Here is a 24,157-nt window from a genome sequence, read left to right on the forward strand (position 1 = left end):
CGCACCGTCGACTCAGCGGTCGCCGGGGATGCCGAGGGCGTCGTTGTAGCGCCGCAGCGAGGCCGCGAAGTCACTCAGCTCCGCGGCGGGCCAGTCCCCGAGCCGCTCGGCCAACAGCTCGCGCCGCGCGGCGGCCACGGCGTCGAGCCGCTCGACACCGTCGGCGCTCACGCTGAGCAGGGTGGCCCGGCCGTCCTCGGGATCGGGTGAGCGGTCGACCAGGCCGAGGTCGATCAGGTGCTGGACCTGCCGGCTGATCGCGCCCTTGTCGATCTCGAACACCGCGCACATCGCCGAAGCCCGCAGCGGGCCGTGGTCGCGGATGTAGCCGAGCATCAGGTACGACGACGGCATCAGCTCCGGGTGCACGGCCCGCGCCCGCTCCCCGATCACCCGGCGGACCCGGCGGATCAGCACGCCGACCTCGGCCTCGAGGTCGGCCAGCGCGTCGGTGCGGGTGAGCGTGGAGGTCATCGTCGCTCGGCCCTGGATCCCTCGCCCCGCGCGCCGTGCGCCCCGCCCGCGGCATCCGCGCGGACGCTGGTGCCCTCGACGTCGAAGGCCGGATAGTCGGCGGGCTCGCCGGCCGCGACCAGGGCGGCCTCGACCTCGGACTCGGCGACCGTGGGGGCCGCCACGTCGTTGGTCGTGCGCAACGGGACCTCCTTGATGAACAGGATGCACAGGAACGCGACCACCGCGAAGGGCGCGGCGACGAGGAACAGGTGGCCCACGGCGTCGCCGAAGGATGCCTCGTAGATCGACCGGATCGGCCCGGGGAGGTCGGACAGCTTGGGGATGTCGCCGGTCGAGTGCTCCATCGCGCTGAGCTGCTCCTGGCTGATCTTGCCGGCCTTGGCGAGGCTGGTGATGCCGTCCTTGACGCCGCTGGTGACCTGGTGCGCGAGCACGGCGCCCAGGGCCGCCACACCGGCGGAGCCGCCGATCGAGCGGAACATCGCGACGACCGAGCTGGCCGCGCCGAGGTCCTCCATCGCGACGTTGTTCTGCACCGAGAGCACGAGGTTCTGCATGGTCGCACCGAGACCGATGCCGGTCAGCGCCATGTAGCCGCCGATCACCCACAGCGAGGTGGTCGCGTCGATGGTGCCGAGCAGCGTGATGCCCGCGATGACGAACAGCATCCCGCCGACCAGCCACCGCTTCCACAGGCCGGTCCGGGTGATCACCCGGCCGCTGACGATGCTGGACACCAGCAGGCCGCCGACCATCGCGACCGACATCAGACCGGCCTCGGTCGGGCTCATGCCCCGGGCCAGCTGGAAGTACTGGCTGAGGTAGACGGTCGCGCCGAACATCGCGACGCCGATCATCACCGAGGCGGCGGTGGCCAGCGTGGTGGTGCGGTCCCGGAACAGCCGCAGCGGGATGACCGGCTCGGAGGCGACCCGCGCCTCGACCCAGAGCGCCCCGCCGATCAGCACCAGACTGCCGACGACCAGCGCGGCCGACGTACCGGAGATCCAGTCGAAGTTGGTGCCCGCGAGGCTGACCCAGACCAGGATCAGGCTGATGCCGGCCATGATCAGGGTGGCGCCGAGGTAGTCGATCTTCACGTCGCGCTTGATCGTGGGCAGGTGCAGGGTCTTCTGCAGCACCACGAACGCGATCGCGGCGATCGGGATGCCGACGATGAAGCAGCCGCGCCACCCCATCGGGCTGTCCACGATCAGGCCGCCGAGCAGCGGGCCGCTGACCGTCGCGGTGGCGAAGACCGCGCCGATGTAGCCGCTGTAGCGGCCCCGCTCGCGCGGGGACACCATGGAGGCGATCACGACCTGGACCAGGGCGGTCAGGCCGCCGACGCCGAGGCCCTGGAAGGCACGCGCACCGATCAGCACACCCATGTTGGGCGCCACCGCGGCGATCACGGAGCCGGCCGAGAAGATGACCAGGGCGACCTGCACGAGGAGCTTCTTGCTGAACAGGTCGGCCAGCTTGCCCCAGATCGGGGTGGTCGCCGTCATGGTCAGCAGCGTCGCGACGACGACCCACGTGTAGCCGGTCTGGCTGCCCTGGAGGTCGGTCACGATCGCGGGGAGGGCGTTGCTCACCACGGTGCTGGAGAGCATGGCCACGAACATCGCGAGGAGGAGCCCGGTGAGGGCCTCCATGATCTCGCGGTGGGTCATCTGGCCCGGTTCGGCGGTAGCCGACGGAGCTGTCGTCATCGAGTCGTCATCTCATCTCGTCATCACTCGAATAGTTGTCGTACATCAACCATATGATCGTTGGTTGATGTCCGGCAACCTTCTGTGACGCGGGAGACACCGGGCATGTCGGCGCCGGCCGGCCGCGGGGCGCGGCAGCCCCCATCGGCGGCCGAGCCCGGCATGCCACCACCGGGAAAAGCAGCGACCCGCAGGTGTGGTCCCGGGACGGGACCCCGCCCGGTGGATGGTCCGGGCTCACCTGCGGGTCGGGTGGCTGCGTTGGATTCGCGCGCAGCCTTCAGAACGGCTGGGCTGCTAGCGAGCAGCCACCTCACGCATCCGATGAGAAATCATTCTTCGGACCACCTCCTTTCCCGTGTGCGACAACCGTAGGTCGGACGGCGCTCCCGCACAACGGGATTTGCCGGCTCGCGGCGCAACGACCGGATTTGTCGCCGAACACGTGCATCCGCGACAAATTCGGTTGGTACGCCGCAACCTGGGTAGGCGCCGAGCATGGCCCGCCCGCTGATCCTCGCCGTCGTCCTGCTGCTCGCGCTCGCCGGCTGCTCGTCCGACGGCGATGGGGACGGCCCGGGCGGCGGTCCGGGCGACGGTCCGACGCCCATTCCGTCGGCCACGCCGCCACCGACGTCCGGCCCCGCGCCCACGCCACCGGTCCCGAGCACCGCGCTGCCCGCGCTGGTGATCCGCCCGGCTGCGATCGGCGACGCCCGGGTCGGCATGACCCGGCCGGAGTGGGAGGCGACCGGCCTGTTCGCCGACGGCGCCGCGGTCTGCGAGAGCGAGCTCATCCACTGGAAGGACGACCCCGACGGCGCCGGACTGCGGGTGCTGACCGACGAGGACGCGACCATCACCCAGCTCTGGGTGACCGCGCCGGGACCGGTGACGGCACACGGTGATCTCCAGGTCGGCTCGACGTACGCCGAGCTCACGGCGGCGTTCCCCGACAGCACCGAGCCGGTCGCCGACGGCTACGACCAGGCGTCGATCTACCCCCCGGGCGAGGAGGACGGACTGCCCTACCTGGGCTTCCTGCTCGACGCCCCACCCGACGAGGTCGCCGCCGCGACGCCGATCGTCGCCATCGCCGTGACCGGTGGAGAGCCGGCGTCCTTCCAGTTCGACTGCTGACCCCGGCGCAACGTCATACGTTCTGTGGGCTTGAGCCCACAGAACGTATGACGCTACGGCGACAAAGGGCTCACACTGCCGCGGCGGCGAACTGCGCCGCGTGCAGCCGGGCGAACGCCCCGTCGCGTCCGAGCAGCTCGGCGTGCGAGCCCTGCTCGACGATCCGGCCGTGCTCCATGACCAGGATCAGGTCGGCGTCGCGGATCGTGGAGAGCCGGTGCGCGATCACGAAGGACGTCCGGTCGGTGCGCAGCGCGGCCATCGCCTGCTGCAGCAGCAGCTCGGTGCGGGTGTCGACCGACGACGTGGCCTCGTCGAGGATCAGCAGCGCCGGCTGGGCCAGGAAGGCCCGGGCGATGGTGATCAGCTGCCGCTCGCCGGCCGACAGGTTGGACCCCTCGTCGTCGACCAACGTGTCATAGCCCTCGGGCAGCGAGTGCACGAACCGGTCGACGTACGTCGCGCGCGCGGCCTCGCGGATCTCCTCCTCGGTCGCGTCCGGGCGTCCGTAGGCGATGTTGTCGCGGATCGTGCCCTCGAACAGCCAGGTGTCCTGGAGCACCATCCCGATCCGGCCGCGCAGCTCCGCGCGGCTCATCGTCGCGATGTCGGAGCCATCCAGCAGGATCCGGCCCCGGTCGAGCTCGTAGAACCTCATCATCAGGTTGACCAGCGTGGTCTTGCCGGCGCCGGTCGGGCCGACGATCGCGACCATCTGGCCCGGGTGGGCGACCAGCGAGAGATCCCCGATGAGCGGTTCGTCGGCGGCGTAGGAGAACGACACGTGCTCGAAGCGCACCTCACCCTTTGTCTGGGCCGAGCGCGTCGCAGACGGCGCTTGCCGCCCGGGACTCGCTTCGCTCGCCCCGCGGGCGTCGCGCCGTGCCGCTTCGCGGCCGTGCTCCACGCTGCCGGCCTCGTGGGTCGAGCGCGTCGCAGACGGCGCTTGCCGCCCGGGACTCGCTTCGCTCGCCCCGCGGGCGTCACGCCGTGCCGCTTCGCGGCCGTGCGCCACACTGCCGGCCGCGGCGACCTCCACCGGATCGACCTCCTCTTCGGCGTCGAGCAGCTCGAAGACCCGCTCGGCCGAGGCGACGCCGGACTGCAGCAGGTTGGCCATCGACGCGATCTGCGTGATCGGCTGGGTGAAGGTCCGGGAGTACTGGATGAACGCCTGCACCTCGCCCAGCGAGAGCGACCCCGACGCGACCCGCAGCCCGCCGACCACCGCGACGACGACGTAGTTGAGGTTGCCGATCAACATCATCATCGGCATCACGAGCCCACTGATGAACTGGGCGCGGTACGACGACTGGTAGAGCTCCTCGTTGGCCGCGTCGAACTCCTCCTCGACCGCCTTGCGCCGACCGAAGACGGTGACCAGGGCGTGCCCCGAGATCGACTCCTCGACCTGGGCGTTGAGCCGGCCGGTCTGGCGCCACTGGTTGATGAACTGGGTCTGCGAGCGCTTCATGATCCGGCTCGTGGCGAACATGGCGATCGGCACCGACACCAGCGAGATGACCGCGAGCAGCGGGGACACCCAGAACATCGCGCCGAGCACACCGACGACCATCAGCAGCGAGGTGAGCAGTTGGCTCATCGTCTGCTGGAGGTTCTGGGCGACATTGTCGATGTCGTTGGTGACCCGGCTGAGCAGCTCGCCGCGCGGCTGGCGGTCGAAGTACGCCAGGGGCAGGCGGTGGACCTTCTCCTCGACGTCGGTGCGCATCTGCCGCACCGTCGCCTGGACGATGTCGTTGACGAGATAGCCCTGCAGCCAGCCGAGCACCTGTCCGCCGAGGTACACGAGCAGGGTGATCAGCAGGATCTGGCCGACCTTGTCGAAGTCGACGCCCTGACCGGGGACGATGTCGAGACCGCGCAGGAAGTCGGCGAAGCCGCCGTCGCCTGCCGCCTCCGCGTTCGCGACGGCGTCAGCCTTGGTGCTGCCCTCGGGGAGGCGGCCGCCGATGAAGCCGTTGAACACCTCGTCGGTCGCCCGGCCGAGCAGCCAGGGGCCGACCACGACGGACGCGACGCTGCCGATGCCGAGCAGGAGGACCGCGATCGCGCGCGCGCGTGCCGGCCGCAGCCGCGCGACCAGCCGCCGCGCGGAGCTGCCGAAGTCGTCGGCCTTCTGGCCGACCATGCCGCCCATCGGACCGCGCCCGGGGCCGCCCTGCTGGACGATCCGCTCGGTCTGCTTCATGGTCTTGGACCCGGCGGCCGAGCCGGTGGAGCTCTCGCTCATGCGAGCACCCCCTCTCCCTTGATGCCTTGTGAGGCGGCGATCTCCTGGTACGTCGGGTTGTCGCGCATCAGCTCGTCGTGGGTGCCCTGGCCGACGACCTCGCCGTCCTCGAGCACGAGGATCATGTCGGCGTCGCGGATGGTCGCGATCCGCTGCGCGACGATGAGCACCGTCGCGTCGCGGGTCACCGGCCGCAGCGCCGCCCGCAGCCGAGCGTCGGTCGCGACGTCCAGCGCGGAGAAGGCGTCGTCGAACAGGTAGATCTCGGGGCGCCGGACGAGCGCGCGGGCGATGGCGAGCCGCTGCCGCTGGCCGCCGGAGACCGTCGTACCGCCCTGGGCGACGGCGGTGTCCAGCTGCTCGGGCATCGCGCGGACGAAGTCGGCTCCCTGCGCGATCTCGAGCGCCGCCCACAGCTCCTCGTCGGTGGCCTCCGGGCGGCCATAGCGCAGGTTGGAGGCGACCGTGCCGGAGAACAGGAAGGCCCGCTGGGGCACCAGCCCGATGCGGGACCAGAGCAGCTCGGGCTCGAGGTCGCGCACGTCGACACCGTCGACCCGGACCACGCCCTCGGTGGCGTCGAGCAGCCGGGGCACCAGGTTGACCAGGGTCGTCTTGCCCGCGCCGGTCGAGCCGATGACCGCGACCGTCTGGCCGGGCCGGGCGGAGAAGGTGACCTGGCGCAGCACCGGCGCCTCGGCGCCGGGATAGGTCAGGCCGACGCCCTCGAGGTCGAGGTGCCCGGCGACGTCGACCTCGGTGACCGGTCGCGCCGGAGGTACCACGCTGGTGCTGGTGTCGAGCACCTCGCCGATCCGGTCCGCGCTGACCGAGGCCCGCGGGATCATCATCAGCATGAAGGTGCCCATCATCACCGACATCAGGATCTGCATCAGGTAGGCCAGGAAGGCGGTCAGCGCACCGACCTCCATCTGGCCGCCGTCGACGCGGTGGCCGCCGAACCAGATCACGCCCACGCTCGCGGCGTTGGACACCGCCATCACGAGCGGGAACATGACCGCCATCCAGCGGCCGGCGCGCAGCGAGACCTCGGTGAGGTCGTCGTTGGCCCGCTCGAACCGCCGAACCTCCTGCGGTTCGCGGACGAACGCCCGGACCACCCGGATGCCGGAGATCTGCTCGCGCATCACCCGGTTGACGTCGTCGAGCCGCTCCTGGACCTGCCGGAAGGCCGGCACCATCCGCGACACCACGAGGCCGATGCAGACGAAGAGCACCGGGACGACGGCGACGACCAGCCAGGACAGGCCGAGGTCCTCGCGCATCGCCATGATCACGCCGCCGACCATCATGATCGGGATGGTCACCGCCATCAGGCAGGTCATCATCGCCAGCATCTGCACCTGCTGGACGTCGTTGGTGGCGCGGGTGATCAGCGACGGGGCGCCGAAGGTGGACACCTCGCGGGCCGAGAAGCTGCCGATCCGGCCGAACAGCGCCTTGCGCAGGTCGCGCCCGAAGGCCATCGCGGTCTGGCCGCCGAACCAGGCCGACGTCATCGAGCAGGCGGCCTGGACGAGCGCCACGGCGAGCATGACGCCGCCGAGCTTCACGACGTAGCCGGTGTCGCCGCGGGCGACGCCCTTGTCGATGATGTCGGCATTGAGACTGGGCAGGTAGAGCATGGCGGCGGTGCCGGTGAACTGGAGCACGACGATGGCCGCCAGCCAGCCCTTGTAGGGCCGCAGGTAGTCGCGCAGGAGCGGGGCGAGCATCAGTGCGAGTCCTTCCTCAGTACGCCGTCCAGGACGGTGTCGACGATCTCGACGGGGGTGAGCAGGTCACCGTCGGCGATCTCCTCGTGGGACGCGGCGAAGGTCAGCAGCCGCCAGACATGGAGGACCCGGTCGGGGTCACGGTCGAACCGATCGATGTCTGGGGAGAGGAGCAGGTAGAGCCGGTCGTGCACCTCGGCGAGGCCCTTCTTGATCTCGGGCCGTTCGGTCAGGTGGTCCGGGGGGCCGACGAAGCCCATGGCTCTCATCAGCCCGAAGATCGCGAGGAACCGCTGCTGCAGGATGGAGGTCATCGCCACCATCCGCTCGCGCAGCGGCAGGCCGAGGTCGATCTCGTCGAGCCGGTGCAGCACGTCGCCCGGCTCGAAGGCCCGGGCGATGGTGGTGTCGATCAGGTCGTCCTTGGAGTCGAAGACCCGGAAGATCGTCCCCTCGGCGACCCCCGCCGCCTCGGCGATCAGCCGCGTGGTCACCCGCCGCCCGTGCTGGTAGAGCAGCGGCCGGGTCGTCCGGATGAGCATCTCCCGCCGGTCGTCGGGCGACAGCGGCGTGGCGCGGGGTGGCATGCCGGTCACAGTAAATGAGTGAGTACTCACTCACAAGTTCTTTTTCGCCGGCGGTCGCGACAAAAGGAGATGCGGCGTCGCCGGGACGCTCCGTAGGGTCCGGGTCATGAGCCACGTCAACGTGATGGTGCGTCGTGTCCGGACAGCGGACGCGGCGGGACTGGGGATGGCACCCGCTCCGGCCTGATTGGGCGCGGCGCCTGGTCGCCGACAGTCCTGTCGTCGCGGGCGACCTGGTCCTCGACATCGGCGCCGGGCACGGCGCGCTGACCGGACCATTGGCCGACGCCGGTGCGCAGGTGGTCGCCGTCGAGCTGCACCCCGGCCGGGCCGCCGCCCTCCGCGAGCGGTACGCCGAGCGCGGGGTCCGGGTGGTCCGCTGTGACCTGCGCGACCTCCGGCTCCCCTCCCGGCCGTTCCGGGTGGTGGCCAGCCCGCCGTACTCGCTCTCCACGCCCCTGCTCCGCCTGCTCCTCGGCACCGATCGGCTGCTGTCGGCCGATCTGGTGCTGCAGTCCGCCACCGCCCGGCGGCTGGCCGCCGCACCGCCCCGCGCCCGCCACGCCCGCCGCTACCGGCTCCAGGTCGGGCGGCCCGTCCCGCGCGCCGCCTTCCGGCCGCCGCCACGGGTGGACTCGGTGGTGCTGCGGGTCGAGCGGTGACCGGCCGACTACCGGATGCCTGGGCGCCCGGCTCAGCGCAGGGCGGATCCGAGGTCGCTGCCGGGCAGGACCGGGACCCGGAGCCGGGCGCCGTCGGGCCCGCCGACCCGGATCGTGTGGACTGCGGGCAGCGACAGTGGCGAGAACAGTGAGGTCCCGACGATCTGGATCCGCAGCCGGTGACCGGCCGCGAAGACGTTGCCGACCGGCCACAGCTCGACCTGGTAGCGCCGGATCTTGCCCATCGGGGCTCGGTCGGCGGTGCTGTAGTCGCCATAGGGCTGCACCACGGCGCCACCGGCGTCGGTCAGCGACCGGCCGGGGACCAGGTTCGGATAGCTGGTCGACAGTCGACCGACCGTCAGCGGGTGCGAGGAGCCGTCGGGCGCGACGTCGGAGAGGATCGCCCAGATCCCCGAGCCGGGGGTCGTGGTCGCCAACGGCAGGTCGAGGGCGAGCGGACCCGCCAGCGCGACATCGGCGGACAGGGCGTCGGTGGTGTAGGTCAGGCCGGTCAGCTTCTCGACGGCCACCGCGTTCGTGCGGTCGAGGAAGGGCAGCGCACCGGTGAGGGCCTTCGCTCCCCCGGCCTCCAGCAGCGACCAGGTCGGCACGTCGGACATGGTCGGCAGGGTGGGCAGGGTCAGGTACGACTCCTTCCGCGACGTCGCGGGCGGGGCGGTCGTCAGCCGCTTGCCCCCGCCCAGGGCGAGCTCGGTCCAGGTGGTGCCGGGGACCGGCCAGTCGGCGGCCTCCCGGACCGTGAACCGGCCGTCGAGGTACGCCGCCCGGTCGCCGTGGGCGAGCAGCAGCCGGACCGCGGGCCGGCTCTCGATCCCGTTGTCGATGCCGCGCAGGTAGTGGTCGAGCCACTCCCGGGCCTCGCCCACACCGCCGTCGGTGCCGGCCGGCGTACCGTCGTGGCCGCCCTCCATGACGAGGTGGGCACCGTCGTCGCGCAGCGCCTGGAATGCCTGGAACACTCCGCGCGACTCGACGTCGTAGAAGCCGTTGAGCATGAGCACCGGGATGTCGTTGGCGTCGCCGCGCCAGCCGCGCTCGACCCACCAGGAGTCGAGGCTCGGGTGGGCCAGGACGCCGAGACCGCTCGCGAAGAGCCCGCCGACCACGCCGAGCGAGGAGGCCGGGTCACGGCGCAGGCGGTCGACACCCTGCAGCAGGGCCGGTGCGCCGATCATCCCGATGACACCGGCGCCGGGGACCAGGTTGAGGATGCCGCCGGGCACGAGCAGGTCGCGGTAGAGCTCGTGGGTGCCCGAGCGCAGGATCGCCGCCTTCACGCACGGCAGCTGCTGGTGCCAGGAGTTGTAGAGCACGATCGCGCTGGCCGAGAAGCCGTTGACGGCGAGGTCGCCGTCGCTGAACGGCTGCGCGCACGCCCACTGCAGGACCTCGACCACGTCGCGCTGGCTCTTCGGACCGAGGGCGTCGAAGGACCCGTCGCTGTCGCCGGTGCCGCGGATCTGGACCAGCAGGAAGTTGTAGTCCGGTGTCACCTCGAGCGTCTGGCTCCCGTCGCCGTACGGCGAGAACTCCACCACCGTCGGCTTGGCCGTGACCGGCCCGACGCTGGTCAGCGTCGTCTGCAGCTCGACGCCGTCGGAGGTGGTGAACCGCTGGTCGACGACCACCCGCGCGGGTGGGGCCGGGTCGTCGGCGCCGGCCGGTCGCGGCCAGGCGGCGAGGCCGGTCACGGCGAGACTGAGGGCGACGAGCAGTCTGGTGAGGGTTCGCGGTCCCATGTGAGCACAACGACACGGTCGCTCCTGGGCTATGTCGCGGCGGCCGTCCCACAATGGAGGCATGGCACGCGTGGCACTGGTCCTCGGCTCCGGCGGCGCCCGCGGGTACGCCCACCTCGGCGCGGTCCAGGAGCTCCGGGACCGCGGCCACGAGATCGTCGCGGTCTCGGGTACGTCGATGGGCGCCGTCATCGGCGGTCTGGTGGCCGCCGGCAAGGACGACGAGTTCGCCGCCTGGGCCTCGACGCTGACCGGGCGCCGGGTGGTCCGGCTGGCCGACCCCACCTGGACGGGCGGCGGCGCCGCCACCGCGGAGCGGCTGATGGCCGCGCTCGACGACATCGTCGGCGACGTCACCATCGAGTCGCTGCCGATCCCCTACACCGCGGTCGCCACGGACCTGGCGGCCCGCCGCGAGGTGTGGTTCCAGCGCGGTCCACTGATCCCCGCGATGCGCGCGTCCTTCGCCATCCCGGGCCTGTTCACCCCCGCCGTGGTCGACGGCCGGGTCCTCGTCGACGGCGGCCTGCTCAACCCGCTGCCGCTCGAGCCCACCGCCGCCGCGGCCGCCGACTTCACCGTCGCGGTCTCGCTCCAGGGGCCGCGCGAGCCGCACGAGCCGACCTCGCCCGCCCGGGGCTTCTCCGTGCGCCGGGCGGAGTGGGCGGCCGACCTGCGCCGCCGGTTCCGCCGGGGCGAGGAGGACCTGGCCGAGGCCGTCCCGCCTGCCCCGCCCGCCCCGCCCGTTCTGCCCGTCCCTCCCGAGGCCCCGGCGGAGGCGCCGTCGGCCGAGACGGTCGACGTACGCCCGGACGTGCGGACCTCGGAGGTCGTGTCGTTGTCCTTCGACGCGATGCAGAGCCTGATCACGCGCTACCGGCTGGCCGCCCTGCCGCCCGACGTGCTGGTCACCGTCCCGCTCAGCGCCGCCCGCACCATCGACTTCCACCGGGCCGAGGAACTGCTCGACCTCGGCCGCACGCTGACGAAGGCGGCACTGGACGACGCCGGGCGCTGACCGGGCGGCCGGCCGAAGCCGGCCGGAGCTGAACGGTCAGGCCGGACGATCAGGGCTGGGCGGCGCAGAGCACCCGGGCATCGCCGAAGCCGCCGCGCCCGTAGCGGTCCTGACTGTTGGGGACCCCCTCCAGGCGCAGGCTCAGCACACCGGCGACGTCGACGCCGACCGGGCTCGGCGCGCCGAGGACCTTGCGGCCCACGCTGCGGCGGGCGCCGTCGAGGGAGACGAAGAAGGTGGCGTCCGTACCGGTCGCCGACGTGTCGGAGATGCCGATCGACGCCTCGAACCGGCGACAGTGGTAGCCGAGGTTGTACTCGGCCCACGACGCCCGCTCCCAGTCCCATGCCGAGGTGTAGCTGCCGAACGAGATGCTGCGCGTGAAGGCGGTGCCCCCGCTCGTCATGCTGCCCCGGAAGGGATAGCTCCCGGCTTCGTCCTTGGAGTCGACCCAGGCCCGGTCGGAGAGGAAGAACCACTGGAGCACGGTGGTCTGCACGATGCCGGACGTGACGGCCCTGCCCTTCTTGACGGTCCTCCCGTTCCGCTTCACCGGCTTCGTCTTCGCCCGGACCTGCCACGCGTTCGCCCCTACGCCGGAGGCGACGCCCTGGATCGTGAACGTCCGGTCCCGCTGGATCCGGGCTTTGCCGACCTCGACCCACGCGCCTCCGCCCACGCTCCGCAGCAGGCGCACCTTGCGGCCGCGCAGCTTCTTGGTGGCCGACCCGGCGAAGGTCACGGCGTCCCCGGTGACCGCCTCCCCCGCCGAGGTGAGCGTCAGCGAGATCCGTTGCCCCTGTCGGGCCGGCGGGGCGTCCGGAGCCGCAGCGGACGACGGCGGTGCCCCCGGCCCCGCCAGGGCGCCCAGCCCCACCACGACGGCGACGGCTGCCTTCAGCATCACGCGCACTCGATGTCCTCTCCTCGTTCCGGGTCCGCTCCGCGCCAGAGCCCGCTCGGCGTCGTCCGCCCCAGGACTCGGACGCTAACGAACGCGGTCGCGCCGCGGGGCCGATCGGCTGTCGGCGGATCGGAGGACACACCGACACGCCGGAGCGGCCGGCGCGTGGGACCGGAGTGGTCGATTCCGGCCCACCGGACCGGCCCAGGGGGCAGGATGCGCTCATGGACATGGGGGTCCACCCGGACGAGCGCGCCCTGCTGGAGGCATTGATCGCCGCGGCGGCGCCCGATCCGCTGCCCGCGGACCAGGCGATCCCGCTGCTGTGCCGGGTCGAGGAGACCGAGGTCGCCGTCCTCGGACGCCTCGCCTACCACGCCCTGACCGGCGTCGACCCCGGCCCGGCCACGGCCCCGCGCTCGCCGGCGGAGGTACTGCCCGGCTTCCCGTCGTTCGCCGCCGAGGTCATCCAGCGCGCGATCGCCGGCGCCGAGGAGCGCCGGCCCACGATCCAGGGGCTGCTGGTGGTCCTCGAGACGGTCGATCCCACCCTCTGGCCCACCCACGGGCGCCCGCACGTGGTGATCGGCGAGGATGACCCCGTGTCCGCCGACGACCACGCATCGAGCTCCGACGACCGAGTGCGCGCCGCGGAGCGCGAACGCGAACGCGACGCGTTCCGGTCGCTGCTGATCCCGTCGCGAGAGGTGCCCCGGTTCGATCCGCTCTTCGACACCCTCTCCGACCCGCTGGGCGACCCCGCGCCGCAGCGCGGTGCCGAGGATGCGGTCGACGAGGACGCCGATGAGCACCCCGACGAGGCGCTCGGCGAAGCCACGGTCACGGAGGAGCCGGTCGCGGAGGAGCCGGTCGCGGAGGAGCCGGTCGCGGAGGAGCCGGTCGCGGAGGAGCCGGTCGCGGACGAATCGGAAGCGGAGGAGCGGGCCGCGGAGCAGCCGGTCGACGAGCACGACGCGTTCCGGCGGGTCGTGGCGACCAGCCACACCGTGCCGCGCTTCGAGCCGCTCGACGGCGCGGGGGACGTCCCCGGCCTCGGCACCGAGATCGTCCGCCGCCGGCGCAGCAAGCGCCGCCGCTCCGCGAGCCACAGCACCCGGCCCCGGCCGGTCGGCCACGGATCCCAGGACCTCGAGGATCTCGACGAGCTCGACGAGGTCGAGGAGGTCGAGGAGGTCGAGGAGGTCGAGGAGGTCGAGGAGGTCGAGGAGGTCGAGGAGGTCGAGGAGGTCGAGGAGGTCGAGGAGGTCGAGGAGGTCGAGGAGGTCGCGCCGGCCGACGCCGAGATCGACGCCGCTGCCGAGACCGAGATCGACAAGGTCCCCGCTGTCGAGACCCAGCGGGAGCCGGCGCGCGGCCCCGTCGGCGGCACCGACAAGCGGGAGACGCTGATCCTGGTCGGGGTGATCGCGGTGCTGATCCTGCTCGGCGCGATCTACGCGGCGGCGCAGAAGTCCGACCAGCCCCGCGACAGCGGCGTCCCTCAGGGCGCGAGCCTGGTGACCTCCCAGCCGCTGGCGGTGCGGGCGTAGCGCAGCCGGTCGTGCATCCGGCCGGGTCGGCCCTGCCAGAACTCGAAGACCGTCGGCCGGACGCGGTAGCCGCCCCATGCCGGCGGCACCGGCACGTCCGCGCCGGCGAAGCGATCCTCCGCCTCGGCGTAGCGCCGGTCGAGCTCGGCCCGGCCGGCGACGACCTGCGACTGCGGCGAGGCCCAGGCGCCGAGCTGGGCGCCCCGGGGGCGCGAACCGAAGTAGGCCGCGACCTGCTCCTCGGCGAGCGGCTGCGCGGTGCCCTCCACCCGGACCTGGCGCTCCAGCGGATGCCACGGGAACAGCAGTGCGCACCGCGGCTCGGCCGCCAGGGCCGCACCCTTGCGCGAACCGGTGTTGGTGAAGAAGGTGAACCCGTCGTCCGGGCCGTCGGCGGCGACGCCCTTGAGCAGCACCATCCGCGCCGACGGGGCACCGTCGGGGTCGACGGTCGCCACGACCATCGCGTTCGGTTCGTGGACGCCGGCGGCGGCCACCTCGTCGAACCAGCGCTGCCACAGCGACCACGGCGCGTCGGGTACGCCGGCCTCGGCGAGTCCGCGGTCGCCGTACTCCCTGCGCAGGGCGGCCAGGTCGGGGAACGGGGCGGGGTCGGCAGCCATGGGGCCACCCTAGGGGCCACCGCGGAGCCGGCCGCGGGGCGCCGTGGGGCAGAATGCCGGGTGGCCCGCGGGTCGCCCGGCTCGGACGCACCTGCACTCATCGCTTCGAAGGAGTTCGCCGATGCCCGAGGTACACCACGGACTGGAGGGCGTCATCGCCTTCGAGACCCAGATCGCGGAGCCCGACAAGGAGGGCTCGGCCCTGCGCTACCGCGGCGTCGACATCGAGGACCTGGTCGGCCGGGTGCCCTTCGAGAACGTGTGGGGCCTGCTGATCGACGGCTCGTTCACCCCCGGCCTGCCGCCGGCGGAGGCATTCAGCCTCCCGGTGCACACCGGCGACGTCCGCGTCGACGTCCAGGCGGCGATCGCCATGCTCGCGCCGGCCTTCGGCTTCGGCCAGACCTACGACATCAGCGACGAGCAGGCCCGCGCCGACCTCGCCCGGGTGGCGGTGATGGTCCTGTCGTACGCCGGCCAGTCGGCGCGTGACCTGCACCTGCCCGTCGTCCCCCAGAAGGTCGTGGACGAGGGCAGGACGCTCGCGGAGAAGTTCCTCATCCGCTGGCGCGGCGAGGCCGACCCCAAGCACGCCCACGCCATCGACGCCTACTGGTCCTCGGCCGCCGAGCACGGCATGAACGCCTCCACCTTCACCGCCCGCGTGATCACCTCGACCGGCGCCGACGTCGCCGCCGCGTTCTCGGGCGCCATCGGCGCGATGAGCGGCCCGCTGCACGGCGGCGCGCCCTCGCGGGTGCTGCACATGATCGAGGAGGTCGAGAAGTCCGGCGACGCCGAGGCCTACGTCAAGGGTCTGCTCGACTCCGGCGAGCGGCTGATGGGCTTCGGGCACCGCGTCTATCGTGCGGAGGACCCGCGCGCCCGCGTACTGCGCCGGACCGCCCGCGAGCTCGACGCCCCGCGCTACGAGGTCGCCGAGGCGCTGGAGAAGGCCGCCCTCGCCGAGCTCCGCGCCCGCCGCCCCGACCGGGTACTGGAGACCAATGTCGAGTTCTGGGCCGCGATCGTCCTCGACTTCGCCGAGGTCCCGGCGAACATGTTCACCTCGATGTTCACCTGCGCCCGCACCGGCGGCTGGTCCGCCCACATCCTGGAGCAGAAGACGACCGGCCGGCTGATCCGCCCCTCGGCGATCTATACCGGCCCGGCCGCCCGTCCCGCCAGCGACATCGAGGGCTGGGACGCCTCCTGGGGCCAGTGAGCCCCGAGCCAGCCTGACCGTCGCACCCGGCATTCCGGTCGTCAATCCATCGATTCGACGACCCGGATGCCGGGTGCGTCGCGGTCCGGGCGGCTAGACCCGGCCGACGTACCAGGACAGGCGCCCACGGGCCGCGGGTCGGGTGAGCGAGATGTGCACGTGGTCGCGGTGTCGCAGGGTGCGGGAGCACTCGCGCCTCGTCGGACAGGCCGCGTTGAGGTACGGCGCGGGGGCGAACCGCCGCCAGGACGACCAGGTCGTGTCGTCCCAGATGACGTACATGACGCCCATCCGGCGGGCCAGTGCCGCCGGGTTGCCGGCGGCGTCGGAGGCGAAGAGCGCGGCGAGGAGGGCGCGGACCCGGCGCCGGTCCGCCGCCCGGCGTACGTCGACGGTCCAGTCGAAGGCGCGGCCCTCGCTGTGCTCGGACGGGCTGGCGCTGCAGGCGCGGGAGATGCCGCCGAACCCGCCACCGAAACGGCGGACGGTCCAGCGGGCCAGTGCCTTCGTGCCGGGCCGGTCGCGCGGGGAGCAGCGGACCGGCGGTTGGTACGCCGCATAGTCCTCGAGCGGCGCCGCATCGGCATGGGCGGCCGGTGCGGGCAGCAGCGGCCCCCGGGCCAGTCCCGGCAGCACGGTCAGCGCCGTCGCCAGGAGGGCGGCGACGAACAGGGCGCGCAGGACTGACACACCGGTCCATCGGCGCCTCGGGCCCCGACCTGAGCCCGGTGGCCCTCACGCTCAGAGCGCGATGCCGACCTGCTCGAGGAAGGCCGCGGCGGCCGGCGCGGGCCCGAACCTGCTCCACACCACGTGCTCGGTGCGGACCGGGGCGCGGGTGACGGGGACGGCGACCAGACCGGGCAGCTGGTCGACGAAGGTGGACGCGAGCAGGGCCACCGCGAGCCCGGCCCGCAGGATCCGGCCCATCAGCAGCATGTCGGTGGTCTCGAAGCTGACCTCACGGCGCAGGCCGGCGTCGGCGAACGCCGCGTCGGCCTGGAGGCGCCCGGTGCTGCCGGCCGGGAAGTCGACGAAGGTCTCGCCGGCGAGCCGGGCCAGGCTCAGCCGCGACCGTCCGGCGAGCGGGTGCCCGGGCGCCATCACGGCGCGATGATGGTCGCGGGCCAGCCGCCGGCCGGCGACACCGGCGATCTCCCAGTCCTCGGGCAGACCGAGGAACGCGAGGTCGAGCCTGCCGTCGACGACCTGCTGCACGTGGCTGTCGCTGTTGCCGCTGGTCAGTCGGACCTGGACCTGCGGGTGGCGCTCGCGGAAGGTGCGCAGTGCGGCGGGGACGTCGACCGCCGCGACCGTCGGGATCACGCCGATCGACAGCGGTCCCCGCACCTCGCCCGTCGCGGCGGCGACCTCGGCCCGCGCCCGGTCGGCGGCGTCGAGGCACTGCCGGGCGATCGGCAGGAACGCCTGGCCGGCGGGGCTGAGCCGGACCTGGCGGCTGGTCCGGTGGAAGAGCCGTACGCCGAGCTCCTGCTCCAGCCGCGCCACCTGGTGGCTGAGCGCGGACTGCACGACGAAGCAGGCCTCCGCGGCCCGGGTGAAGGTCCCGTGCTCGGCGATCGCGACGACATATCTCATCTGCTGCAACTCCACCTATCTATCTTGATTCACGATCAATCAGATGAAAAGCATGTGTTGGACTCATGAAAAGGATCGGCGGACCCTGGAGGCATGACCACGACCACCGACGTCCGGCCCCCGGCGACCGGCGACCCCCGCACTCCCGACGCGACCGGAGTGCCCGGCGCGGTCGGGCTCACCGCGCTGACCGCCCTGGCGCCCGCGGTGTGGGGCACCACCTATCTGGTGACGACCGAGCTGCTGCCCGCCGGGCACCCGCTCTTCGCGGGACTGCTGCGCGCCCTGCCGGCCGGCCTGCTGCTGCTCGTCGTCCTGCGTCGGCTGCCTCAGGGCGTGTGGTGGTGGCGCTCGCTCGCACTGGGCGCGCTCAACATCGGCATCTTCTTCCCGCTCCTGTTCGTCGCGGCGGAGCGACTGCCCGGGGGCGTCGCGGCGACGGTCGGCGCGGTCCAGCCACTGCTCGTGATCGGCCTCGCACTGCCGCTCCTCGGTGAGCGTCCCACGCTCGCCCGGGTCGGCTGGGCGCTGGCCGGCGTCGGCGGGGTGGCGCTCGTCGTCCTCGGTCCCGACGCGACGCTCGATCCGGTCGGACTCCTCGCCGGCCTCGGCGGCGCGCTGTCGATGGCGGCCGGGGTGGTCCTCACCCGGCGCTGGGGCCGACCGCCGGGCATCGGCTCAGGCGTGCTGGTGAGCTGGCTGCTGACGGCCGGCGGGCTGGTGCTGCTGCCGCTGACCTTCCTCCTCGAGGGTGCGCCGCCGGCGATCGACGCCCCGGCGGCCGGCGGCTACCTGTGGCTCGGCGCGATCGGCGGGCTCGCGGCGTACCTGTTCTGGTTCCGCGGCCTCGGCTCGCTCCCGGTCGTGGCCACGGCCCTGCTCGGCCTGCTCTCCCCCGTCGTGGCGGCCGCCCTCGGCTGGCTGATCCTGGGCGAGGCGCTGCGGCCGGTGCAACTGGCCGGCTTCGCGCTCGCCCTGGCCGCGATCCTCGGCGGGCAGCTCACCCGGCGCTGAGCCGGGAGCCGGTCAGCGCTCGACGTGGTCGAGCAGCTCCGCGCCGGCCGCCGCGGCGGCGACCGGGTCGCCGGCGCGGATCGCCTCCAGTACCGCGTCGTGCTCGCCGGCGAGCGCGTCGTTGTCGGTCAGGTGCTGGATGCTCGCGCGCAGGGTCTCCACGAGGCCGTCGTACAGCTCGACGAGCAACGGGTTGTGGGCGGCGGCCACGACCGCGCAGTGGAAGTCGACATCGGCGTCGACCGAGCCGGGACCGTCGCCGTCGCGGACCGCGGCGCGCCGGCGGCCCATGATCGCGTCCAGGGCGGCGATGTCGTCGTCGGTACGACGTACCGCAGCCAGGGCTGCGGCCCGCACCTCGATCGCGTGGCGCACCTCGAGCAGGTGCTCGAGGTCGACCCGGTCGAGCTGCTTGTGCATCAGGGCCTGCATCTCGGTGAGCGCGGCGACGTAGGTGCCGTCGCCGCGGCGTACCTGCAGCAGTCCGAGGTGGGCCAGCGCCCGGACCGCCTCACGCACGGTGTTGCGGCTGACGCCGAGCGCCGCGGCGAGGGCGGGCTCGGGCGGGATCCGGGTGCCGACCTCCCACTCACCGCTCTCGAGCAGCGCGCGCATGCCGTCGATGGCCTGGTCGACCAGCGAGGCGGGAGTGGTGGGGGCGAGCGGCACGGAGCCTCCGTTCATTGGTCCAATCATCCTATGTCTGTCATGGTAGGGGCATGGCCTCTTCCGTCCATGATGCCGTCGCCGAGCCCGCGTGCGCACCCGGCCGCCCTATCGCCCGTGCCGGCGCGGGCCTGGTCGTCGCCGTCCTCCTCGTCGCCTTCAACCTGCGCCTGGCGATCACCTCCCTCGGCGCGCTGCTCGACCGCCTCGGCGACCTCGGCGTCTCCCCCGCGACCCAGGGCCTGCTGACCTCGCTGCCCGTGCTCTGCTTCGCCGTGGTCGGCGCGACCGCGATGGCGGTCACCCGGTGGATCGGCGTCGACCGCGGCCTGGTCGTCGCCCTCGGCCTGCTCGCCGCCGGCCTGGTGCTCCGCGTCCTCGACGGCACCCCGGCCCTGATCGCGGGCACAGCGGTGGCCTGCGCCGGCATCGCACTCGCCAACGTGCTGGTCCCCGCGATCGTCAAGGAGCACTTCCCCCATCGTGTCGGCATGATGACCGGGGCCTACACCGCCGTCCTCTCGGGCGGCTCGGCACTCGGTGCGGCCACGACCGTCCCGATCGCCAACGCCGCGGGCAGCTGGCGGATCGGCCTGGGCATCTGGGCGCTGGCCGCCGTCGTCGCGCTGATCGCCTGGGCGCCGCACTGCCGCCGGCGCGACCCGCGGCGCGCCGACGTCCGTCGTACCCCCCTGTGGCGCAGCCCCACCGCCTGGGCGGTCACCGTACTCTTCGGCTCCCAGTCGCTCTACGCGTACGTCATGATGAGCTGGCTGCCCAGCGTGTACGCCGGATCGGGGTTCAGCGACGCGACCGCCGGCCTGCTGCTGGCGGTGAGCATCGCCATCGGCGTGCCGTTCTTCTTCCTCGCCCCGACCCTGGCGGTGCGCCTGCGCCAGCAGGGCCACCTGGTCCTCGCCCTGAGCCTGGTCACGATGATCGGCTGGGCCGGCCTGTGGCTGGCGCCGCGGGAGGGCGCCTGGCTGTGGGCGGCGCTGCTCGGCATCGGCGGCGCGGTGTTCCCGGTGACGCTGTCCTTCTTCGCGATGCGCACCACCACGACCGCCGACACCGCGTCCCTCTCGGCGATGGCCCAGAGCATCGGCTATCTGATCGCGGCGAGCGGTCCGCTCCTGGTCGGCGTCCTGCACGACGCCAGCGGCAGCTGGCGGCTCCCGTGCGCCCTGCTCGCGGGGATGGGCGTGGTCCAGATCGCGGCCGGGTACGTCGCCGGGCGGCCGGTGCGGATCAGCGCCCGCCGATTGTAACTAAGGGTTACAGCACAGTTATCCACCACATGCGTCCCACCAGTCCCAAATTGCGTACGTAACACTTAGTTACAAGCGGCTCAGTGCGCCGACCAGGACGTCGAGGGCCCGGTCCAGCTCGGCATCGGTCGGACCGCCGAAGCCGACGACCAGGCCGCTGAGCCGGGCGGTACGGCAGTAGTCGCGCAGCAGGTTGACCCGGAATCCGGCGCGCTCGGCGGCTGCGCGGGCCCGGACGGCACGGGCATGCGGCAGCAGCCAGGTGGAGTACATGCCGGCGACCGGACCGGCCAGCTCGGCGTACGGCGAGAGCGCGGCCACCACCCGCGGAGCACGCTCGGCGTACACGCGCCGGGCGGAGCGGACCACGGCGTCGACGTACCCGTCGCGGAGCAGGGTGACCAGCGCGCGCTGCACCGGCCAGGGCGGCGCGTCGTGGGTGAGTGCCCGGTGGGCGTCGACGGCGTCGAGCAGGTGGTCCGGCACGACGGCCCAGCCCAGGCGCAGCGAGGGGAGGATCGCCTTCGACGCGGTGCCCAGGTAGGCGACCCGGGCGCGGTCGAGGGAGGCCAGAGCGGGCACCGGCGCGACGTCGTAGCGGAACTCGGAGTCGTAGTCGTCCTCGATGACCAGCGCGTCGTCGCGGCGCGCGGTCGCCAGCAGGCGCAGCCGCTCGGCGGCGGGCAGGACCCGGCCGAGGGGGTGCTGGTGGGCGGGGGTGACGTACGCCGCCACGCAGCCGGCGAGCTCGGTGACCGGTTCGAGCGCGGGCAGGTCCCGCACGAGCCGGCCGGACCCGCGCACGGTGGCGACCGCCGCCCGATAGCCGGGGTCCTCCAGGGCGACCGCTCCGGTCGGCAGGACGGCCAGCAGGTGTCGCAGCCCGGCCGCGGTGCCGCCGGTGAGCCGGACCCGGTCGGCGTCGACGGCGAGACCGCGCGTGCGGCCGAGCCGCTCGGCGAGGAGCGCGCGCAGCTCGGGCAGGCCGCGCGAGTCGTCGTACCCCCGTGGCGGGGTGGCCGCGGAGACCTCCCGCCAGGCTCGCCGCCACACCGTCTGGTGGCGGGGGTCGATCCACGGGGTGCCCGCGTCGAGCATGACCAGCGCCCGCTCCGGCGCCGGCGTACGCCGGCGGCCGGGTGCCGTGCGGTGGCCGGTCGTGCCGTCGGCGACCCAGGTGCCGGAGCCCTGCCGCGCCTCGAGCCAGCCCTCGGCGAGGAGTTGGTCGAAGGCCTGCGCGACGACCGAGCGCGAGACCCCGAGGTCGGCCGCGAGGCGACGGGTGGCGGGCATCCGGTCGTGCCGGGCGAGGGCGCCGTCGAGCACCAGCTGGCGGACCTGGTCGGCGAGCTGGGTGCCGAGCGGGCGTGGGTCGGTGCGGTCGAGCCGGACGGGAAGCACGATTGGCCTGTCGGAATGGCAGGGAACTGGCCCGTGTGTACAGGCCACTTGTCACCGACGATGGTGCCATGACCACGCGCGGCACGCAGCCCCTCGAGCCCACCGACCGCACCCGGGTCCGGCGTGGGCGCAACCGCGCCGTGGCCGACCGGACCGAGCTCCACGCGTTGCTCCGTGACGCCCTGGTCGCCCACCTCGGCGTGAGCGTGGGCGACCATCCGGTGGTGCTGCCGACGGCGTACGCCGTCGACCTCGACGGTCCTGACGAGGGCGGCACGCTCTACGTCCACGGATCGGTGGCGGCCCGCTGGCTGCGGGAGTCGGTCGGCGCGACGGTCTGCGTCACCGTCACCGAGCTCGACGGCCTGGTCGCTGCCCGCTCCGCCTTCCACCACTCGATGAACTACCGGTGCGCGGTCGTGATCGGCCGGGCCCGGATGGTCGATGACCCCGCGGAGCGACGGCGGGCCCTCGACCTGATCGTCGACCACATGATCCCGGGTCGCGCCGCGACCCTGCGCCCGAGCACCCGCAAGGAGCTGGCCGCCACCGCGGTGCTCGCCGTCCCCCTCCACGAGGCGTCGCTGAAGGTACGCGCCGGCGATCCGGTCGACGACGCCGAGGACGTCGCGGCCGGCATCTGGGGCGGCCACCTCCCGGTCCACCGGGTCGTCGGCACGGCCGTGCCGGCGGCCGACAACCCGCCCGGCCTCAGCGTCCCGGCGGACGTCCGCTCACGGGGCCTCTGAGCGACGGAGCCCCGACTCGATCGCGAAGACCACCAGCTGGGCGCGGTCGCGGGCCTGCAGCTTGACCATGGCCCGGCTGACGTGGGTGCGGATCGTGTCGGGGCTGACCACCAGCGCCTCCGCGATCTCGCCGTTCGACCGGCCGGTGGCGACCCAGCCGAGGATCTCGCGCTCGCGCTCGGTGAGATCCCCGAGCCGCGGGTGCGGGCGCTCGGCCCGGCGGGCACCGAAGTGGTCGATGACGGTACGGGTCACCGACGGCGCGAGCAGGGAGCCACCGTCGGCGACGACCCGGACCGCATCGAGGATCGCGGTCGGCTCGGCGTCCTTGAGCAGGAAGCCGCTCGCCCCGTTGCGGAGCGCCTCGAAGACGTACTCGTCGAGCTCGAAGGTCGTCAGCATCACGACCCGAACCGCGGCCAGCGCCGGGTCGGCCGCGACCTCGGCCAGCAGGCCGAGCCCGTCGAGGACCGGCATCCGGATGTCGCAGAGCACCACGTCGGGCCGAGTACGGCGGACCAGGGCCAGTCCGTCGCGCCCGTCGGCCGCCTCGCCGGCGAGCTCGAGGTCCGGCTCCGCGGCGACCAGGGTCGCCAGGCCCATCCGCACCAGTGGCTGGTCGTCGACCAGAGCGACCCGGATCGCGGCGCCCACGGGGTCGTTCATCGGGGCAGCACCGCCGTGACCTCGAACCCGCCGTGCGCCAGCGGGCCGGCCCGGAAGGTGCCGCCGACCGCGGTCACCCGTGCCCGCATGCCGCCGATGCCCATGCCCTCATCCTGCACCGCGCCGCCGCGCCCGTCATCGGAGACGCGGAGGGCGAGGGTGCCGGAGCCGGCTTCCCAGGCGACCGTGGCGCCGTCCGCGCCGGCATGGCGCAGCACATTGGTCAGCGCCTCCTGGACGACCGCGTAGGCGACCTCGCCGACCGGGGACGCGAGCAGGGCGAGGTCGGTGGGGTCGCCGATCACCTCGACCGGCAGGCCGGCGGCCCGGATCCGGTCCACCAGGGCGGGGATCGCCTCGACCCCCGCGGCCGGACGCCGGGGCGCCGCCTCCCCCGCGATGGTCGCCAGCTCGACCCGGAGCGCGTCGAGCGCCTCCCGGCTGGTCGCGCGGATCGCCTCCAGGCTGCTGCGGGCCGCAGCCGGGTCCCGATCGAGCACGTGCAGCGCGACGCCGGCCTGCATGGCGATCACCGCGAGCCCGTGGCCGACGCCGTCGTGCAGGTCCTGGGCCATCCGCAGCCGCTCCTCGGTCGCCGTCCGCTCGACCCGCTCGGCGCGGGCCTCGAACCGATTGCGAGTCGCGGTCGCGACCGCCCCGGCCGCCAGCACGATGCCGACCATGCCGATCGCCTGCCACAGGCTCTTGTGGGGCTCGTCGGCATGCCACTCCCACCGGGCCCAGAGCCCGGCGGCGAGCAGGCCGACGCCCACCAACGCGCCGGGCAGCCAGCGCCCGACGGGGACCGTCGCGGCGACCAGGAAGGTCACGACCGGCAGCGCGAGGAAGACCGGCCCGTCGGCGTACCCGAGGGCGAAGTAGAGACCGCACAGCGCACCCGAGGCCGTCAGCGCGAGACCGGCCAGCCGGCCCGGCAGCGGCGGCAGCACCGACGGCAGCGTCGCGACGACGACGAGGAGCACGCCCAGCGCCACCGGGTGGTCGACATCGTTCTTGCCGTTGGAGGCGGCGGTGCCGAGCAGCACGATCACGAGGACGGCCCACGGCCACCACGAGCGATGGGCCCGGGTCAGCTCGGCCACCGTCGGATGCGCAGTCGTGTGGATCATGCAGCGAGGC

21 protein-coding genes and 1 pseudogene are annotated in these 24,157 nt (G+C 73.3%); 8 read left to right on the forward strand and 14 right to left on the reverse strand.

The window, feature by feature from the left end:
- Nucleotides 1–12 precede the first annotated feature (12 nt).
- Both QJ852_22575 and QJ852_22580 read right to left on the reverse strand, forming a co-directional pair.
- A complete protein-coding gene (locus QJ852_22575; GenBank protein ID WGX95925.1) occupies nucleotides 13–474 on the reverse strand; it encodes a MarR family transcriptional regulator in 462 nt (153 codons plus the stop codon).
- A complete protein-coding gene (locus tag QJ852_22580) occupies nucleotides 471–2,192 on the reverse strand; it encodes an MDR family MFS transporter (GenBank protein ID WGX95926.1) in 1,722 nt (573 codons plus the stop codon). The genes QJ852_22575 and QJ852_22580 overlap by 4 nt, the downstream gene beginning before the upstream one ends.
- A 498-nt stretch (nucleotides 2,193–2,690) precedes the next feature.
- Here QJ852_22580 and QJ852_22585 point away from each other — a divergent pair, with 498 nt between their 5' ends.
- On the forward strand, nucleotides 2,691–3,332 hold the full coding sequence (locus QJ852_22585; GenBank protein WGX95927.1) for a hypothetical protein: 642 nt from the start codon (nucleotides 2,691–2,693) through the stop codon (nucleotides 3,330–3,332).
- 70 nt (nucleotides 3,333–3,402) lie between these two features.
- Here QJ852_22585 and QJ852_22590 read toward each other — a convergent pair.
- The 3 genes and pseudogenes from QJ852_22590 to QJ852_22600 all read right to left on the reverse strand — a co-directional run bounded on the left by QJ852_22590 (nucleotide 3,403) and on the right by QJ852_22600 (nucleotide 7,909).
- A pseudogene (locus QJ852_22590) lies at nucleotides 3,403–5,505 on the reverse strand (ABC transporter ATP-binding protein).
- 77 nt (nucleotides 5,506–5,582) lie between these two features.
- The gene (locus QJ852_22595; protein ID WGX95928.1) at nucleotides 5,583–7,322 is read right to left on the reverse strand and encodes an ABC transporter ATP-binding protein; all 1,740 of its coding nucleotides are present in this window, start codon (nucleotides 7,320–7,322) and stop codon (nucleotides 5,583–5,585) included.
- Complete coding sequence (locus QJ852_22600; GenBank protein WGX95929.1) at nucleotides 7,322–7,909, reverse strand: TetR/AcrR family transcriptional regulator; 588 nt, start codon at nucleotides 7,907–7,909, stop codon at nucleotides 7,322–7,324. The genes QJ852_22595 and QJ852_22600 overlap by 1 nt, the downstream gene beginning before the upstream one ends.
- Before the next feature lie 134 nt (nucleotides 7,910–8,043).
- On the opposite strand from QJ852_22600, the gene QJ852_22605 reads away from it, so the two are divergent.
- Nucleotides 8,044–8,571: an rRNA adenine N-6-methyltransferase family protein gene (locus tag QJ852_22605; GenBank protein ID WGX95930.1), complete on the forward strand. Its 528-nt coding sequence runs from the start codon at nucleotides 8,044–8,046 to the stop codon at nucleotides 8,569–8,571.
- A 32-nt stretch (nucleotides 8,572–8,603) separates the two neighbouring features.
- Here QJ852_22605 and QJ852_22610 read toward each other — a convergent pair whose 3' ends face one another.
- Nucleotides 8,604–10,334 (reverse strand): CocE/NonD family hydrolase, encoded by a 1,731-nt coding sequence (locus tag QJ852_22610; GenBank protein ID WGX95931.1) that lies wholly within the window; start codon nucleotides 10,332–10,334, stop codon nucleotides 8,604–8,606.
- A 61-nt stretch (nucleotides 10,335–10,395) separates the two neighbouring features.
- On the opposite strand from QJ852_22610, the gene QJ852_22615 reads away from it, so the two are divergent.
- The gene (locus tag QJ852_22615) at nucleotides 10,396–11,352 is read left to right on the forward strand and encodes a patatin-like phospholipase family protein (protein WGX95932.1); all 957 of its coding nucleotides are present in this window, start codon (nucleotides 10,396–10,398) and stop codon (nucleotides 11,350–11,352) included.
- A gap of 49 nt (nucleotides 11,353–11,401) precedes the next feature.
- Here the strand turns inward: QJ852_22615 and QJ852_22620 are convergent, their stop codons facing one another.
- The gene (locus QJ852_22620; GenBank protein WGX95933.1) at nucleotides 11,402–12,256 is read right to left on the reverse strand and encodes an NPCBM/NEW2 domain-containing protein; all 855 of its coding nucleotides are present in this window, start codon (nucleotides 12,254–12,256) and stop codon (nucleotides 11,402–11,404) included.
- A 224-nt stretch (nucleotides 12,257–12,480) separates the two neighbouring features.
- On the opposite strand from QJ852_22620, the gene QJ852_22625 reads away from it, so the two are divergent.
- Nucleotides 12,481–13,806 carry a hypothetical protein gene (locus QJ852_22625; GenBank protein WGX95934.1) on the forward strand — a complete coding sequence of 442 codons (1,326 nt, stop codon included), beginning with the start codon at nucleotides 12,481–12,483 and terminating at the stop codon, nucleotides 13,804–13,806.
- On the opposite strand, the gene pdxH is transcribed toward QJ852_22625, so the two are convergent.
- Nucleotides 13,758–14,429, reverse strand: a complete 672-nt coding sequence (gene pdxH, locus QJ852_22630) for a pyridoxamine 5'-phosphate oxidase (GenBank protein ID WGX95935.1) — start codon at nucleotides 14,427–14,429, stop codon at nucleotides 13,758–13,760. The genes QJ852_22625 and pdxH overlap by 49 nt on opposite strands.
- Before the next feature lie 121 nt (nucleotides 14,430–14,550).
- On the opposite strand from pdxH, the gene QJ852_22635 reads away from it, so the two are divergent.
- Nucleotides 14,551–15,654, forward strand: a complete 1,104-nt coding sequence (locus QJ852_22635) for a citrate synthase 2 (protein ID WGX95936.1) — start codon at nucleotides 14,551–14,553, stop codon at nucleotides 15,652–15,654.
- Nucleotides 15,655–15,747: 93 nt separating this feature from the next.
- On the opposite strand, the gene QJ852_22640 is transcribed toward QJ852_22635, so the two are convergent.
- Together QJ852_22640 and QJ852_22645 are read right to left on the reverse strand one after the other, a co-directional pair.
- The gene (locus QJ852_22640; GenBank protein ID WGX95937.1) at nucleotides 15,748–16,344 is read right to left on the reverse strand and encodes a hypothetical protein; all 597 of its coding nucleotides are present in this window, start codon (nucleotides 16,342–16,344) and stop codon (nucleotides 15,748–15,750) included.
- A gap of 51 nt (nucleotides 16,345–16,395) precedes the next feature.
- Nucleotides 16,396–17,268: a LysR substrate-binding domain-containing protein gene (locus QJ852_22645; protein WGX95938.1), complete on the reverse strand. Its 873-nt coding sequence runs from the start codon at nucleotides 17,266–17,268 to the stop codon at nucleotides 16,396–16,398.
- A 78-nt stretch (nucleotides 17,269–17,346) separates the two neighbouring features.
- On the opposite strand from QJ852_22645, the gene QJ852_22650 reads away from it, so the two are divergent.
- A complete protein-coding gene (locus QJ852_22650; protein ID WGX95939.1) occupies nucleotides 17,347–18,267 on the forward strand; it encodes an EamA family transporter in 921 nt (306 codons plus the stop codon).
- Nucleotides 18,268–18,279: 12 nt separating this feature from the next.
- Here the strand turns inward: QJ852_22650 and QJ852_22655 are convergent, their stop codons facing one another.
- Entirely contained in the window at nucleotides 18,280–18,951 is a 672-nt protein-coding gene (locus QJ852_22655; protein WGX95940.1) for a FadR/GntR family transcriptional regulator, read from the reverse strand.
- A 35-nt stretch (nucleotides 18,952–18,986) separates the two neighbouring features.
- Here QJ852_22655 and QJ852_22660 point away from each other — a divergent pair, with 35 nt between their 5' ends.
- Nucleotides 18,987–20,201: an MFS transporter gene (locus tag QJ852_22660; GenBank protein ID WGX95941.1), complete on the forward strand. Its 1,215-nt coding sequence runs from the start codon at nucleotides 18,987–18,989 to the stop codon at nucleotides 20,199–20,201.
- 69 nt (nucleotides 20,202–20,270) lie between these two features.
- Here the strand turns inward: QJ852_22660 and QJ852_22665 are convergent, their stop codons facing one another.
- A complete protein-coding gene (locus QJ852_22665) occupies nucleotides 20,271–21,602 on the reverse strand; it encodes a PLP-dependent aminotransferase family protein (protein ID WGX95942.1) in 1,332 nt (443 codons plus the stop codon).
- Between the two features lie 68 nt (nucleotides 21,603–21,670).
- Here QJ852_22665 and QJ852_22670 point away from each other — a divergent pair, with 68 nt between their 5' ends.
- On the forward strand, nucleotides 21,671–22,351 hold the full coding sequence (locus tag QJ852_22670) for a pyridoxamine 5'-phosphate oxidase family protein (GenBank protein ID WGX95943.1): 681 nt from the start codon (nucleotides 21,671–21,673) through the stop codon (nucleotides 22,349–22,351).
- On the opposite strand, the gene QJ852_22675 is transcribed toward QJ852_22670, so the two are convergent.
- Both QJ852_22675 and QJ852_22680 read right to left on the reverse strand, forming a co-directional pair.
- On the reverse strand, nucleotides 22,337–23,017 hold the full coding sequence (locus tag QJ852_22675; protein ID WGX95944.1) for a response regulator transcription factor: 681 nt from the start codon (nucleotides 23,015–23,017) through the stop codon (nucleotides 22,337–22,339). The two genes, QJ852_22670 and QJ852_22675, sit on opposite strands and share 15 nt — an antisense overlap.
- Entirely contained in the window at nucleotides 23,014–24,147 is a 1,134-nt protein-coding gene (locus QJ852_22680) for a sensor histidine kinase (GenBank protein WGX95945.1), read from the reverse strand. Before QJ852_22680 ends, QJ852_22675 begins: the two co-directional genes overlap by 4 nt.
- Nucleotides 24,148–24,157 lie beyond the last annotated feature (10 nt).

It is taken from the genome of Nocardioides sp. L-11A (assembly GCA_029961745.1).
Lineage (GTDB): Bacteria > Actinomycetota > Actinomycetes > Propionibacteriales > Nocardioidaceae > Nocardioides.

Coding starts and splice junctions, on each gene's coding strand:
- QJ852_22635 (WGX95936.1), top strand. CDS start 14,551: ATGCCCGAGGTACACCACGGACTGGAGGGCGTCATCGCCTTCGAGACC.
- pdxH (WGX95935.1), bottom strand. CDS start 14,429: ATGGCTGCCGACCCCGCCCCGTTCCCCGACCTGGCCGCCCTGCGCAGG.
- QJ852_22650 (WGX95939.1), top strand. CDS start 17,347: ATGACCACGACCACCGACGTCCGGCCCCCGGCGACCGGCGACCCCCGC.
- QJ852_22675 (WGX95944.1), bottom strand. CDS start 23,017: ATGAACGACCCCGTGGGCGCCGCGATCCGGGTCGCTCTGGTCGACGAC.
- QJ852_22595 (WGX95928.1), bottom strand. CDS start 7,322: ATGCTCGCCCCGCTCCTGCGCGACTACCTGCGGCCCTACAAGGGCTGG.
- QJ852_22585 (WGX95927.1), top strand. CDS start 2,691: ATGGCCCGCCCGCTGATCCTCGCCGTCGTCCTGCTGCTCGCGCTCGCC.
- QJ852_22655 (WGX95940.1), bottom strand. CDS start 18,951: ATGAACGGAGGCTCCGTGCCGCTCGCCCCCACCACTCCCGCCTCGCTG.
- QJ852_22580 (WGX95926.1), bottom strand. CDS start 2,192: ATGACGACAGCTCCGTCGGCTACCGCCGAACCGGGCCAGATGACCCAC.
- QJ852_22615 (WGX95932.1), top strand. CDS start 10,396: ATGGCACGCGTGGCACTGGTCCTCGGCTCCGGCGGCGCCCGCGGGTAC.
- QJ852_22660 (WGX95941.1), top strand. CDS start 18,987: ATGGCCTCTTCCGTCCATGATGCCGTCGCCGAGCCCGCGTGCGCACCC.
- QJ852_22680 (WGX95945.1), bottom strand. CDS start 24,147: ATGATCCACACGACTGCGCATCCGACGGTGGCCGAGCTGACCCGGGCC.
- QJ852_22620 (WGX95933.1), bottom strand. CDS start 12,256: ATGCTGAAGGCAGCCGTCGCCGTCGTGGTGGGGCTGGGCGCCCTGGCG.
- QJ852_22575 (WGX95925.1), bottom strand. CDS start 474: ATGACCTCCACGCTCACCCGCACCGACGCGCTGGCCGACCTCGAGGCC.
- QJ852_22600 (WGX95929.1), bottom strand. CDS start 7,909: ATGCCACCCCGCGCCACGCCGCTGTCGCCCGACGACCGGCGGGAGATG.
- QJ852_22625 (WGX95934.1), top strand. CDS start 12,481: ATGGACATGGGGGTCCACCCGGACGAGCGCGCCCTGCTGGAGGCATTG.
- QJ852_22670 (WGX95943.1), top strand. CDS start 21,671: ATGACCACGCGCGGCACGCAGCCCCTCGAGCCCACCGACCGCACCCGG.
- QJ852_22610 (WGX95931.1), bottom strand. CDS start 10,334: ATGGGACCGCGAACCCTCACCAGACTGCTCGTCGCCCTCAGTCTCGCC.